Annotated in this window: 12 protein-coding genes and 5 pseudogenes; 6 read left to right on the forward strand and 11 right to left on the reverse strand. The window is 47.4% G+C overall.

Annotation, left to right across the window (positions count from 1 at the left end):
• Positions 1-367: 367 nt before the first annotated feature.
• On the reverse strand, positions 368-1,993 hold the full coding sequence (locus AAZT04_RS25195) for a YfjI family protein (RefSeq protein WP_165367043.1): 1,626 nt from the start codon (positions 1,991-1,993) through the stop codon (positions 368-370).
• 720 nt (positions 1,994-2,713) lie between these two features.
• On the opposite strand from AAZT04_RS25195, the pseudogene AAZT04_RS25200 reads away from it, so the two are divergent.
• From AAZT04_RS25200 to AAZT04_RS25210, 3 genes and pseudogenes are all read left to right on the forward strand, one after another.
• Positions 2,714-3,181 (forward strand): annotated as a pseudogene (locus tag AAZT04_RS25200) (Rpn family recombination-promoting nuclease/putative transposase); the annotation flags it as partial.
• Positions 3,182-3,208: 27 nt separating this feature from the next.
• A complete protein-coding gene (locus AAZT04_RS25205) occupies positions 3,209-3,502 on the forward strand; it encodes a hypothetical protein (RefSeq protein ID WP_434682231.1) in 294 nt (97 codons plus the stop codon).
• Positions 3,468-4,172 (forward strand): IS6 family transposase, encoded by a 705-nt coding sequence (locus AAZT04_RS25210; RefSeq protein ID WP_434682233.1) that lies wholly within the window; start codon positions 3,468-3,470, stop codon positions 4,170-4,172. Before AAZT04_RS25205 ends, AAZT04_RS25210 begins: the two co-directional genes overlap by 35 nt.
• A gap of 85 nt (positions 4,173-4,257) precedes the next feature.
• Here the strand turns inward: AAZT04_RS25210 and vapC are convergent, their stop codons facing one another.
• The 4 genes and pseudogenes from vapC to AAZT04_RS25230 form a co-directional block, all read right to left on the reverse strand.
• Positions 4,258-4,656: a type II toxin-antitoxin system tRNA(fMet)-specific endonuclease VapC gene (vapC, locus tag AAZT04_RS25215; RefSeq protein WP_129983758.1), complete on the reverse strand. Its 399-nt coding sequence runs from the start codon at positions 4,654-4,656 to the stop codon at positions 4,258-4,260.
• Positions 4,656-4,883, reverse strand: coding sequence for a type II toxin-antitoxin system VapB family antitoxin (vapB, locus tag AAZT04_RS25220; protein ID WP_165367044.1), 228 nt, complete (start codon positions 4,881-4,883; stop codon positions 4,656-4,658). The genes vapC and vapB overlap by 1 nt, the downstream gene beginning before the upstream one ends.
• 259 nt (positions 4,884-5,142) lie before the next feature.
• Entirely contained in the window at positions 5,143-5,493 is a 351-nt protein-coding gene (locus AAZT04_RS25225) for a hypothetical protein (RefSeq protein ID WP_129983762.1), read from the reverse strand.
• A 108-nt stretch (positions 5,494-5,601) separates the two neighbouring features.
• Positions 5,602-5,715 (reverse strand): annotated as a pseudogene (locus AAZT04_RS25230) (IS200/IS605 family transposase); the annotation flags it as partial.
• 220 nt (positions 5,716-5,935) lie between these two features.
• Between AAZT04_RS25230 and AAZT04_RS25235 the strand changes: the two are divergent.
• Positions 5,936-6,073 (forward strand): annotated as a pseudogene (locus tag AAZT04_RS25235) (DDE-type integrase/transposase/recombinase); the annotation flags it as partial.
• 61 nt (positions 6,074-6,134) lie between these two features.
• Here AAZT04_RS25235 and AAZT04_RS25240 read toward each other — a convergent pair.
• Entirely contained in the window at positions 6,135-6,533 is a 399-nt protein-coding gene (locus AAZT04_RS25240) for a hypothetical protein (protein WP_129983764.1), read from the reverse strand.
• Positions 6,534-6,983: 450 nt separating this feature from the next.
• Here AAZT04_RS25240 and AAZT04_RS25245 point away from each other — a divergent pair.
• A pseudogene (locus AAZT04_RS25245) lies at positions 6,984-7,548 on the forward strand (IS6 family transposase); the annotation flags it as partial.
• Positions 7,549-7,743: 195 nt separating this feature from the next.
• Here AAZT04_RS25245 and AAZT04_RS25250 read toward each other — a convergent pair.
• The 3 genes from AAZT04_RS25250 to AAZT04_RS25260 all read right to left on the reverse strand — a co-directional run bounded on the left by AAZT04_RS25250 (position 7,744) and on the right by AAZT04_RS25260 (position 11,030).
• On the reverse strand, positions 7,744-9,774 hold the full coding sequence (locus AAZT04_RS25250; protein WP_129983766.1) for a glycosyl hydrolase family 18 protein: 2,031 nt from the start codon (positions 9,772-9,774) through the stop codon (positions 7,744-7,746).
• Positions 9,775-10,237: 463 nt separating this feature from the next.
• Positions 10,238-10,531, reverse strand: a complete 294-nt coding sequence (locus AAZT04_RS25255; protein WP_129983768.1) for a hypothetical protein — start codon at positions 10,529-10,531, stop codon at positions 10,238-10,240.
• Positions 10,532-10,637: 106 nt separating this feature from the next.
• Complete coding sequence (locus AAZT04_RS25260; RefSeq protein WP_129983770.1) at positions 10,638-11,030, reverse strand: DDE-type integrase/transposase/recombinase; 393 nt, start codon at positions 11,028-11,030, stop codon at positions 10,638-10,640.
• Between the two features lie 163 nt (positions 11,031-11,193).
• Here AAZT04_RS25260 and AAZT04_RS25265 point away from each other — a divergent pair.
• A protein-coding gene (locus AAZT04_RS25265) for an IS3 family transposase (protein WP_425313996.1) occupies positions 11,194-12,314 on the forward strand; the annotation gives its coding sequence in 2 pieces (ribosomal slippage) (positions 11,194-11,443 and positions 11,443-12,314; 1,122 coding nt in all).
• 27 nt (positions 12,315-12,341) lie between these two features.
• Here the strand turns inward: AAZT04_RS25265 and AAZT04_RS25270 are convergent.
• Both AAZT04_RS25270 and AAZT04_RS25275 read right to left on the reverse strand, forming a co-directional pair.
• Positions 12,342-12,800 (reverse strand): annotated as a pseudogene (locus tag AAZT04_RS25270) (IS3 family transposase); the annotation flags it as partial.
• Positions 12,801-12,880: 80 nt separating this feature from the next.
• Positions 12,881-13,957, reverse strand: a 1,077-nt coding sequence (locus AAZT04_RS25275) for a reverse transcriptase domain-containing protein (RefSeq protein WP_434682238.1), incomplete at its 5' end; no start/stop codon positions are given.

Genomic DNA, 13,957 nt, shown 5'->3' on the forward strand with positions numbered 1-13,957 from the left:
TATGGGTACTGAATTTCAACAGAAATGACGAGGAATTCCATGATTGTCCAGGGTGAGTATCAATGCAATACTATGATAACAACCTGTATCATTATCAGGAAGACGGGTTCAGTGAGTTACCCGCCCTTCGGTAGATTAAAAATTAATCAAATTGTGATATTTTCGCGTTATACACTTTAAAGTACCCTGCTACTGTTGCTACAGTAGCAAGTGTAGCGGGATGTTTTAGTGGCTTAACTTGTTTTAAATGGCTCAGACTGTGCCGGTTGAGTATTTTATGTACGACAGAGAAAGGTTCTCACAGACCAGTTACTGGCATGTTCCCATGAATCGCGCTAGCAATTTATTAACAATACAAGATATTTTATTAGTATAACAATCTGGATTGATTAAAGTAACCGGCGTCATATTTTCCCCGAACGTTTTGTTGTGTGGCAATGATAGGGTTCCATCCATTTGCATAAAACGCTTGAGGAATATACCAGCCTGAAGACGGTGGTCGAGCCGGCATGGCGATAAAAACGGCGGAATTGAGGTTGGCACGAATAAGACATACCAGACCCATCCCGATGAGTTGTTCAAGGACAGGTTTTAATTTTTCTATTCGACGCAAACGGTTGGGACCGAACCTTTCCACGTAATTTATTTGAATAGGAGAAGCGTTCCCTTGAAGGAACTTATTCTTTAACCATGCAAAAAGCGCATAGACATCCTGTTCAAAATGGTATCGTTCTGACATCGGGTAAAATAATAAACTGGCCTGATGGAGATGCCAGTTTATTATTTTTAAGGCACCCTCAAGAGTCTCTGCAGAAATCTGCGTGTTCTCATTATCCTGAATAAAAGTGAGTATAGCGGCAAGTCTGAGCGTATTGGCCCCCGCCTTGGAGGCGATATCTCTGATATGTGCCCACTCCTGACCTTCTACCATTTTTCTTTCTGTCTCGGCACGTTGCTGTCGCTGCAACGCGACAGCCTCATCACATAACGCTAGCGCCCTCTTTTCTGTGGGGGTGTTATAAAAGTCAGCTCGCTGTTTTTCAAGAAGTTGTATGATCCTATCATGCAATGTTTTTAATGCCCGGGAAGAATCCCTGTGGTCCCCATTCCCGTGGCGGCGGCTGATTGTACTTATTGGGTTTGCAAAGAGTACGCGAGAAAGAAAACCGCTCCCTTTGGCAATATCGCCGTTCTTTTCCAGGTAATCGTTAAAAACATTGGGTTGAACCATTAACGACAGCGTCAGGCAGGCTTTAATGTCATGCGTTTCACCATCGGGACGGCGATAAGAATACGTTCCACCGTCCCAGGTTTTATTAAGTAAGCCCAGATTGTTTTTTGTATAGCCTTTAAAAAAGATGATGGCCTCATCTGATAACAGGCCGGCTACGGGATATTCGCTGAGTCCCTGAATGAGGGTTTTGGGTGTTGCGTCCTCATAAAGCATATTTAGACAGTGGGGTTTAATGGGTTCAATGAGGTTATGTGCCTCAAGCTGTTCTTCTGCGTCTTCCTGATCATCAAAGTCCTTTTCAATGGCTTTTTGAAGTCGCTTAGTAAAAACCCTTTCTCGAATTTTCCATAGTTTATGCTTACGCTTATAGTCGGCAAAGTGCTCTTGGTACTCTTGCTTCATGGTCTCTGAAAAGGTGTAGAAAGGCTCCATCACCTTTTTATTGATGGTGCTTTTCCCCTCACCGGATTCGGCGAGGGTTAATAAGAAAAGTGAACAGGGCTCAGCGGTTGTCATGTGGGACTGAATGACCTCCACATGAGATTGGCACGCCAGCGACGCTGCCGTGAGCACCGCATTACCTATCAATTCTATGGGGATTTGCGTATCAGTGTGCAATGCACGAATAACATCCTGTAAGAGTGGCGGAAATGCCTCGACGGGATAGGATAATATTGGCGATTGAGTTGGCGCTCTGTGCTGGGTATTTGGGAGGGCTTGTGCTCCAAGACTACGGGCGTAATTAATTTCATCCAACATGTTCATGTGCTCGTTTGCTCTTTGTATGAAAACCAGGCCATTATTTGCCAGACAGCATAAATCAAAATACCTGCTCTATGCGAGAGGGGCGACACCGAGATCAGACAGCGGCCCATCGTTAGCAAGGAGATACGAATGTTACATCGATCTTCAGCACGCTGAAATATGTGTCGGTGTGGCAGAAAAGGTTTTTGCAACGCGAGAAGATGTGTGGACTGAAAGCGCTTTCGTCGGCTGGCAACGAAGAGCAGCACCACCGCGGTTAACTCACGGATGCTGATGCGTTGGTATTGGTTGTTGGATGAAAACGCCATGTCAGCAGGATGTCATGCCGCTCGTGATAAATTCGGGGGCCGACAAATCAGAAAACGACGGGGGGAAGCGAGGGGCATTAACGGAGGTCAGTGAGCAAAAATGGCGTTTCGGATTATTGAGAGCGCCAATAAAGACGTGACCTGTTCTGTCATCGCCGATTCGGTCATTCTGTTTCCTGGTTTATACGGGGTAAGCAAATAGTGATGGGGGTAGATACCGATATTATGTCCAGTCGACTTTGCAACCCTCATGGGCCTTTAATGGGAGAAAAATAAAATATACGCGTATCGCTACGCACGGACCTCCGATAAGAAGCGCTCTAGAGAATACGTGCAACGAGAAGCCACCGAATCACTCGAGCGTGAAGTAAACGTTGGGGATAGATTCGGGTCCTTCAACGCTGAGCATCGTCATGCCGGCCATAAATCGCTGCCACCGGTCATTCCGGTACTTTTCTATACCGGCAAACGCAGCCCATACCCTTACTCGACCAACTGGCTGCAGGAGTTTGATGATCCGACGCTGGCCGGGAAACTGTACACAGGCGATTTTCCGCTGGCCGGCTATCTCTCTTCGCCACAGGTGATTTCGCTGATACACTATATTATCCAGGCCGGTGAATCGGCGAATGCAGAGGCATTTGTCCGCGAACTGGCTCTGCGGGTTCCGCAACATGAGGAGGAACTGATGACCATCGCACAACAGCTTGAACAAAAAGGTATCCAGTTGGGTGAACAGCGCGGGATTGAAAAAGGTGAGCGTGAAGCCTCACTGAAAATTGCCCGTGCCATGTTGGCCAATGGCCTCGATCGCGATTCGGTGATGAAAATGACCGGTCTGACTGCTGACGACCTGGTTCAGATCCGCCACTAATCCCAACGTCGACGGGCAGGATAGCCATTGTCAGATAAAACCGCATCCGTTCCCCCGGAAAACACCAACTCAGTGCTCAGCCATCTGGCGTTCTGTGCCCTGGCGGCGCTGGGGCTGGCGCGCCAGGACGGTATCGCCGGCACGCCTTACACTGAAAATTTGTTCCTGTTCCGACTTACCTACGCCTCCGAAACCCTGAAAGGTCAGGGCTGGGACAATTATGGGCACTGTTGCAAAAATTTGGAGGTGATAAACTCATCGTCACCTTTTGCTGACGGAGCAGCACATGAACCCATTCAAAGGCCCGCATTTTCAGCGTGACATCATCCTGTGGGCGGTACGCTGGTACTGCAAATACGGCATCAGCTACCGTGAGCTGCAGGAGATGCTGGCTGAGCGTGGTGTCAATGTCGATCACTCCGCGATTTACCACTGGGTTCAGCGTTATGCCCCTGAAATAGAAAAGCGACTGTGCTGGTACTGGCGTAACCCTTCAGCTCTTTGCCCGTGGCACATTGATGAAAAGTACGTGAAGGTCAATGGCCGCTGGGCTTATCTTTACCGGGCCGTCGACAGCAGGGGCCGCACTGTCGATTTTTACCTCTCCCGGCGCCGTAACAGCAAAGCCGCATACCGGTTTCTGGGTAAACTCCTCAACAACGTGAAGAAGTGGCAGATCCCGCGCTTTATCAACACGGATAAAGCGCCCACCTATGGCCGTGCGCTTACGTTACTCAAACGTGAAGGTCGATGCCCGCCAGGTGTTGAACACCGACAGATTAAGTACCGGAATAACGTCATTGAATGCGATCATGGCAAGCTGAAAAGGATAATCGGCGCCACGTTGGGATTTAAATCCATGAAGACGGCCTACGCCACAATTAAAGGTATTGGGGTGATGCGTGCACTGCGCAAAGGCCAGGCCTCACCATTTTATTATGGCGATCCGCTGGGCGAGATGCGCCTAGTGAGCAGAGTCTTTGAAATGTAAGGCCTTTCAATAATACAAAAGGCTACCTCATCGCGAACGTTGCAACAGTGCCGTCAATTTCATGATAAATATTGGTTTGGAAGGATTAACACCAGTCTTCGATGCGCAACCCGTCAACATGTGCAAACTCCCGTGTGTTGTTGGTCACCACGATCAGCCCCTGGCTGCGGGCATGTCCGGCGATCATCAAATCGAAGGGGCCAATAGGGAGTCCTTGCCGGCTCAATTCGGCCCGGATCTGACCGCTGTGCGTCGCGGCAGCCGCATCGTAGTTCAAGACCTCAAGACGCGCGATAAACCCTTCGAGCACCGCCAGATTGCGCTCCGGCGCCTGGCTCGTTTCCGCGCCGTCAATCAGCTCCATCAACGTGACCGAACTGATGCACAGGCGAGACGTATTCAGGTTGAAACGTGCCCTGATATGCTCGGGCTTGTTCTTGAAGGTGAAAAGACACGTGTTGGTGTCCAGCAGGTATTTCAACATCAAAGCGTCTCCAGCTCTTGCATGGGGGGCAGCTCGCGCGATGACATAAAATCGGCGCTGACATCGTCCCCGTCGAACCAACTGTCCCAACTTTCGCCAACCGGCGTGATAATGCGGGTACGGCCGATGGCGATGACCTTCACTAGTTTAACGTTTTCGGGCAGGGCAACACCTGGCGGCAACCGAACCGCCTGGCAGCGGTTGCTGAGAAAAACCGTTGTTTCCATCACGCACCTCCATTGTGGAATATACCCGACGTATACCCGTTGCGATGATTGTTGTGTGCCGGGTGGGCTGTGTCAAAAAGATATGTCCTGCGTGAGCAGGGAGCGGGCCACAGGGGAGAATTGCACATGGCCGGTTGGCCCTGCCGGTAAAGCCGGTGACGGCTTTTCGGATAAGGGACATGGTCAGGCAATCTCACAAAAAAAACAGTATATTACCTGACGCCGCCTTAATGCGACAGAGCCCCGAATCCGCCCTCTGTTAATGGGCCCTTTCCCCTTTTTTTCCATATATTAAAGCATCGATTAACGCAGTTAATACATCAATCTGCTTGTCTCTGAATTTCTTATTTTGCTCATTCTCAATTTTTCTTGCCATCTCTAACTGCTTTTTGTCCGTTGTTGAAAAAGGATAAGGTTTAATTAATTTCATGCACTTATCTACAAGTTTGGTTGCGATAATATTCGGACGTTCATTGTAGGATTTAAGCTTTTCAACGGATTTAATATTTACGTCTTGTGAAACGCAATCTTCATAATCATTAGCAAGAGAGTCAAATGATACTGCAATAAATAAAAGTGAAATAAAAACTGCAGTTGTTGATTTTTTCATATTAATCCTTTGATTCTTTATGGAAAGTAAGTAGCCCCGGCAGAGCCAGAGGCTTTAGGGTGAGCGCCTCGAAGGCGCGGGCAAACCATGAGCAGCCCAAGGCGGCTGTTATACGTTCAGTTTCATCTGATCGTATCGTTCGTCTTCTCGTTCTTGGTTGCGTATGTAAGCCCTGACCATTGTCTCATCCAGACCTACCGTTGAAACAAAATATCCACGTGCTCAGAAACCCGGTTCGTGTCAAGGTCGTTGTCGTCTCAGCTGATTCATGCAACCAGGGTTTCCCGCTCCGGATTTAACTACGTTTCATTCTGCCGACTCCAGTTACGCGTCTTCCCTGATCAGCGATGCGGATTCAGCATCTTTGCTGCTTCATACACCGATTTCTTTGTCGCCAGTAACGTCACATCTTCACCGCGATGCCGCTGACCCGGCGTGACGTAGCAACCTTGTGGAACAGGACCATCGAAATATCAAACGGCGAACCCGCCCCATGCTGGGATTCAAATCGTTTCGCCGAGCACAGACCTTGCTGGCCGGCATCGAACGGATATACATGATACGCAAAGGGCAATATTAACATCCGCAACGTGATGGATTGTCAGCGGCTGAACAGTTTTATTGTTGGCTGCCTGTCCCTACTAACGCGACACAACCTTATTTTTTGCGATACTTCGATATGCAAAACGCGCAGCACATCCGCTACAATCTAAAAATAGGCTCTTTTCTCCACGAACAACCATCAACGGTGCAGCGCCAATTTCATGCATACACTTCGGACAATAATACCCACATGGTGCGTGGGTGTCTTGCATGTCTTTCCAGCGATAAACAAACGTTCCTGCAGGTAATTGACAGCTTTCAAAGTGCTCTATTAGGTGCTGACGCTGTTTTAGCTTAACAATGTCACCTTCTAGTTGATCTATTCGAACCGATGCGTTCTTTTTACTAGATTCAAGTGCTAACTGATAGCACTTGAGTGAGAAAAGGTCATCTTTCAATTCACTTAATGAATTGAGTAACTCGCTCAATTCATTCATGGATGATGGCGACGCTTTGATCTGTCTTGCTGCAACCAAGACGTTGGATATACGATTTATTAGTTGATTTACCATTTTTTAAAATAAATGTAAGGTGGTCGATATTAAATATCATTAATCGCGAGCGCTTTCGCTAGAAAATGATTGGGGTAAATTTTTAACCCGCCATAGTACTGCATTAAGGAGATGTAACAACTCTTCCTCCTCTGCGCAGATAAATTAACGGAATGAAACTGACTCATTATTGAAGTTGTCAATAATTCCGAGCTCCACCATCATCTCTTCGAAATTACGCAGGCACATGATTATTTGCATTTAATGCTAGCAGTTTCACGAGGGGTAAATATAAAAAATAACAGAATAATCTCATTGGCCATCTGTGATGGCTAGCAATCGAAATTCCTTGCGCTCGCAACAAGCGCAACTTTTGGCTCATATTAAGTTGACTTGCTCCCCGTTTACCATTCTATGCTCCATCGTTGAGTTATCCGTCTGGCGCCGCTGTTGGATAAGGCGTTTCGCCGGCGTAAACGGCTCGTGGGACGCCGTTGGCGAATGGGAGAAACCTACATCAAAATCAAAGGTCAGTGGAAATACCTGTACCGGGCCGTTGACTTCTCCGGTCAGACTATAGATTTTTTGCTGACCGTGAAACGGGATGCGGTGGCAGCCCTGCGCTTTTCCGCAAGGCGATTCGCCAACACGGTGAACCAGGAGAGGTCGTGACTATTATAAAAGTGGCGCCAATACAGCTGCTCTGGCCGCCCTCAATGCCGGTAAACCGGATGAAGAGACGATGACCATCAGACAGAGTAAATACCTGAACAATCTTGTGGAACAAGACCATCGAAATATCAAACGCCGTATACGTCAGATGCTGGGATCCAAATCATTTCGCCGAGAACAGACCTTGCTGACCGGCATCGAGCTGTTCCACATGATACGTAAAGGGCAATATCAACATCCGCAAGGTGGTGGATTGCCACTCGCAGAGCAATTCTATTTGTTGGCTGCCGAAATAACCGACAGCTCAACGTTTGCTGACTTGCCGCTGTTAATGCGATACAACCGGACTGATTAACGTGACAACACTTGCATGCAAATGCCTGCATCCGGTGAGATACCAAATGCAGGCATTATTAATCATTTGATGTCAACGTTATAAAGCCAGCTCACTCGCGGTGGGGGGCACTGGATGACATCAGATGTATCAAGGGATAGATACCCAGGCATCATCTATGCCGGGTTTACCCCCTTCAACCCACCATTGTGCTCGATAGTTTTTTCCTTGCCAGGAGACACATTCACCTTTTCCTTCACCAAACTTGGCATCGCCGTAATATATTTTTTCGGGCTGCCATACTGGGTAACCTTCGGGATTTTTCACTTCCGGTTTCACTTCTGGCTTTATTGCCGATGGTGATTGCACGGATGGAAAGACGGTAATGGTATATGCCATATTTTCTGAGACAGCACTTTTAGTATCAGTGACTACCAGAGAAAAAATAAATTTTTGTGGGCTTGAGACTTTTGGAGCAGTAAATTCCAGAGTTTCAGCGTGTTTATCCTTAACCGTTATCTCTTCAGGAATGCTCCAGCGATAAACTAACTTATCACCCTTGGTTTTATTGCAACTGCATTCGGAAAGTTGCAGGACAGAACCACTCTGCACACTCAATTCAATCTTAACATTTATATCATCACATATTGGGGCCTGAGGATCTTTTTTATCTGTTGTTTTATTACCCGTGTTTTCTATTTTATACAGTTTTTCGCGATCTGCTTTTTTTGAATGCTTTTCAGACAATTCGTTACCTAACCCATCATTAATTGCATTAATCATGCAGCCATTATGATCCTGCTCTATTGTCCAAACAATTAATCCACCTAAACCACAGTCTTTCGCATATTTGGCTTTGTTGTATCCTGTTCTTGGCGTGTCGCCACTATAGTATAAGTGAGTGGTCGGATTATAGTAATAATCGGCATCACAACTTTTATCAGTATAAAGCTGAAATCCATTGATACCTTCCATATCCGGGCCAGCCATATTCTCAATAAGATCATACGCTTCAACAACGTTTTTTTCATAACTACCAAACACATCCCTTTTAGTCCATTTAATACCGTCAATCTCCTGCAAACGCTCATCGCTATTTTCAATGTCAGTGGCAGAGGATGGGTCACCACCTCTCATGATTTTACCTTTTTTCCCCCTGAAATAATTAGCAACGCCGATATTAATTTTTTCCAGTGGAATACCATAATTTTGAAGAAGAGTGACTGCCTCATGAACACTGTGTTCAGTATCTGAACTACTGTTCAAATTAGTCTGATGACCTAAGTTATTTTCAAAAGAACCCCAGAAATCATAGGTCATCAAATTTACGTCAACCTTAGGAAGGCTAACAAGTTGATTGTAGTTATCTTTACCTATAGCTTCAATATGCTTTCTTGAGGCTCCAGCCGCAAAGCTTATCTCTATGTTTTTCAATCCATGAGAGTCCAGCTTATGGCGAAGCTCACTGATTAAAGCAAGCAGATTAGCGCCATCATAGGGACGGTGTAAATCTGCATTTTCGCCTCCATGCCCCGGATATTCCCAATCAATATCAATAAAATCAAAACCCCATTTTTTGATAAAATTGACTACAGATTGATTAAACGTATTTCGATGATTGCGATCGTTAGCCATGCGATAAAATGGTTCAGTGAGAGTCCACCCACCAACACTAAAGCCTATTTTTAGCTGAGGATTTTTCGTTTTTAATGCCAATGCTTGGCCTACCAGGCCTCTTACATTGCCTGGGTTTAATTTAGCATACACTTCAGGAGACATAGGGCCATAGAGTACGTCATCCCATCCCATAGTAACTTGTCGTTGACTGACGGCACTCTGAAAGTCACCCCAGGGATCTAAAGGTGTTATTTCAAACTCTTTAAAACCAAACTGTTTAGCGCTCTCTTCGACAACTTCAGATTTTTCTTTGCCTTTATCACCTACAATGCCCAAAAATGCATAGACAATTTTAGTGTATGCAGTTGCATCTATAGCTTCTAAATTAAATTTTCGTTCATATTGTGCCCAATCAGCCACATAGCCGATGATTTTTTGTGGTGCGTGCCTTTTTTTTACTTCTTCAGCCGCCAGAACGGCGGTTTGCATTTCTTTATCAGGTCCACCTACATATATAACTTTTTGTTTAGTTAAACCATTTGTTGAAGATTTATAATCAAACATTATCGATATTCCTTTTACAGTAACTAGGTTTATTAAGTCTGCCAATGTTAAAAATGATATGGGCGATGTTGAATAAATAGAGATGATGCTGCAACTCTATGACAATGGGTCACTCCCCGAAACTAAAATAAATCGGTTACAGTAAGGGGGGGATGAATGCCAGAGTGGTAAGCATTTTCTACCAAAACAGCATGGTTCCCTATTCTTCAACAAGCCAATAATACACGTTGGTATCAGAATTAACTTAATACTGATTCAATTTAAAATATATAGTTCAGATTCAGATCATGAACTGTAGCACGCAGGTTCTATCGCATTAGCGCAGGCCAGTCAGCAAAAGTTGAGTTGCCGATTTTTTAGGCAGTCAACAAATAGAATTGCTCTGCGAGTGGCAATTCATCACTTTGCGAATGTTGATACTGCCATTTGCGTATAATTTGTTCATGATAAATGTACAAAACCATCACCGTTTAATTTTATCTAAAATAATCGATGATACTGTTGAGAGCACGCCAGAACCGACTATGGCACCCACTAATCCCGGCCAACTTGAGAGAGAGAGAGAGGCCGCTTCTGTACTTTCAACTATGCTGCCTGCTGCAGCAGCTCCTGCGCCACCACCAACCACACCGCAAATAACATTAGTAATTAGTTTTGTCATTCTATCTGTATCCAGTTGTTTTACAAATGGCAGATAGCCGGACAACCAACCAATGACACCACCAATGACAAGATTAACAATAGTATTTGTATCCATAACATCACTCTCTTCGTTTGTTGAAAAATAAAGGTTATGTCGAAAATATTTTACAAAATTGAAGTGTGCCTTACCCTTGATGCAATTAGGCTGCTAATAAATAAAACTAATCCCAAGCTGGGATATTGCCTGCGTTTCCCATCTGTCCTTTTTTAAGCATCCGATGCAATTCAATTCCCGTAATCGTCGTTTCCGCGGAGTCAAACGATTTAAACCCGAGAACAGACTTCGTTATGCGTTTTATGCCCCGATGGCCTTGCTCAATCAGATTATTCAGATATTTTACCCACCTCACGCCAATCAAAAAAGACCAAAGTCCATAGAGAAATAACAGGTTATTGATGCGCCTCAGCGCCGTGGTATTTGCGCCTGATTTATCAATATTGACCTTCTCCGGAAATCCACAGGAGCCGATAGCCTGTTTGAAAAGCCTCAGTACAGCAGTGCGGTCACGGGTTTTAGACAACATAAAATCAATCGTGGCACCATCACTGTCCACGGCCGATACACATGTGTCCAATGCTACTAGTATTGAATCCTAGCAATTTCACGAATACTCAGTAGACAAAGTAACAGAATAATCTTATTGGTTGACCTGCTCCCCGTTGATTAATACACCGCGATGTTAGTAATGTCTTCATAAGCCACATGAGGACACCCTCATGAAGAAGCGTTTTTCCGACGAACAGATCATCAGTATTCTCCGCGAGGCTGAAGCCGGGGTTTCTGCCCGTGAGCTCTGCCGCAAGCACGCCATTTCCGACGGCACCTTTTATACCTGGCGCAAGAAGTATGGCGGCATGGAAGTACCCGAGGTTAAGCGCCTGAAGTTGCTTGAGGAAGAGAACGCCAGACTCAAGAGGCTGCTTGCCGAAGCCATGCTGGATAAGGAGGCACTTCAGGTGGCACTGGGGCGAAAGTACTGACGACAGACCAGAAGCGGGAAGCTGTTGAGTTTATGCGTGATGCGACCGGTCTGTCGCAACGTCGTGCCTGCAAGCTTACAGGTTTGTCCCTGTCGACCTGCCGCTATGAGGCTCAGCGTCCGGCGGCTGATGCGCATTTATCAGGGCGCATCACTGAGCTGGCATTGGAGCGCAGGCGTTTTGGCTACCGCCGCATCTGGCAGTTACTGCGCCGTGAAGGCCTTCATGTTAATCATAAGCACGTGTACCGCCTTTATCATCTGAGCGGGCTGGGCGTAAAACGCAGGCGACGTCGTAAAGGGCTGGCAACAGAACGTCTGCCTCTGCTCCGCCCGGCGGCGCCCAACGTGACCTGGTCGATGGCTTTTGTCATGGACGCACTGGCCACCGGTCGCAGGATCAAGTGCCTGACCTGTGTGGACGACTTCACGAAGGAGTGTCTGACAATTACCATCGCATTCGGCATTTCAGGCGTTCAGGTCACGCGAATTCTGGACAGCATTGCACTGTTCCGGGGCTATCCGGCGACGATAAGAACTGACCAGGGGCCGGAGTTCACTTGCCGCGCACTGGAGCAATGGGCTTTTGAGCATGGTGTTGAGTTGCGCTTAATCCAGCCGGGCAAGCCAACGCAGAACGGATTTATTGAGAGCTTTAACGGACGATTTCGCGATGAATGTCTGAATGAGCACTGGTTCAGCGATATCGTTCATGCAAGGAAAATCATTAATAACTGGCGGCAGGATTATAACGAGTGTCGTCCACATTCAGCACTGAATTATCAGACGCCATCAGAGTTTGCAGCACGGTGGCGGAATGGAAAATGTGAAGATAAACAAACCGACATTATGGACTGACCCCACGACAGTAGACATTTTCTGTCCTCACGACGAGGCCTGTTCAAAGACCTCCGGACTGACGCCGCCGAGATGACTGTGGCGCCGGGCCCGGTTGTAGAACACTTCAATGTAATCGAAGATATCCGCCCGGGCCAGCTCCCGGGTTTTATAGATGCGTTTTCTGATCCGTTCTTTTTTCAGTGAACTGAAGAACGATTCGGCCACCGCATTATCCCAGCAGTTGCCACGCCGGCTCATACTTGGGGCCAGGTTATTGGCCCGGCAGAAGCGCTGCCAGTCGTCACTGCCGTACTGGCTGCCCTGGTCTGAGTGCACGATAACCTCGCCGTCGGGTTTACGTCGCCAGACCGCCATCATCAGCGCATCCAGCGCCAGTTCGCGTGAGAGAGTGGGTTTCATCGACCAGCCGACCACGTTACGGGCGAAGAGATCGATAACCACCGCCAGATACAACCAGCCCTGCCAGGTGCGGAGTAGAGTAAGAGGCAGGGCGTAGTCGGACTATTTCCCTGCCTCTCCTCCCCGAACCGGACGTGCACCTTTCAGCGCATCCGGCTCTCCATTTAAACGCTGGCGAACGCCATTGCCACTTCAGTGTAGCGCGATGTGTATGTGTTTCTCGCTTCCGTCCTCAGATAGGGGTTACTTTCAGGAAGACGCCAGCGGAACAGCTTCTTGCCTTGCCCTACCAGCCGGTACAGGATTTCACCGCTGAGCTTACCGTGGTTGGTTTTACCAAATAAAACCCACGTTTTGCTCTGCCCCGGTTTCGGTGATTTGCACCACCACCTCATCAGGGATGCAATACCTGTACGGTATTTACGGGCCAGCCAGTGAGCCAGTTTCCAGAACACCACACGGTCGATATAACTGAAGACTTTGGCCTTAAAATCAACGAACTGATAGAACGCGGCCCAGCCTTTCAGTTTTCGGTTGAGTTGTTCAGCCATATCGACTTTGCTTTCACTGTAGTTGCCTGATAACAGTGCTGTCAGCGATGCGGCGAAGTTTCTGGCTTTGTCCTTCGGGATAGTCGATACCACCCGCATATTGCCGTAACGACTGCGTTTGCGGATGATCCGGTGACCCAGAAAGATAAAACCGTCATTGACATGGGTGATCCTGGTCTTGTCCATGTTCAGCCTGAGTTTCAGACTGTCTTCAAGCACGCCCCGACACTCCTCCCTGATGGCTTCCGCCTGTGCTTTGGTGCCTTTGACAATAAGCACAAAGTCATCGGCATACCGGCAGTACGCCACCGCAGGTTTCCATTGCCAGTTTTCTCTGACCGCAGTGCTTCGGCCTCGCTGGATACTGTTATTCCAGTACCAACGGTCCTTTCTGGCTTTCCCGCTCAGATAGCGTTCATGCAGATACTGATCGAACTCATTCAGCATGCTGTTCGACAGCAACGGCGATATTACGCCCCCCTGCGGCACGCCTTCACTGGCCGCCCGAAAGAGACCGACATCGATATGTCCCGCCTTGATGGTTTTCCATAGCAGAGTCATGAAACGTGCGTCGCTGATCCTCCGGCGTACGGCCTTCATCAGCAGTCGATGATGTACGGTGTCGAAGTAACTGGACAGGTCGCCTTCAATCACCCAGCGTCCCCGTGTTTCCCCACAGTCGGTGAGCTG

Source organism: Serratia sp. Je.1.23.a (assembly GCF_051129805.1).
Lineage (GTDB): Bacteria > Pseudomonadota > Gammaproteobacteria > Enterobacterales > Enterobacteriaceae > Serratia > Serratia liquefaciens.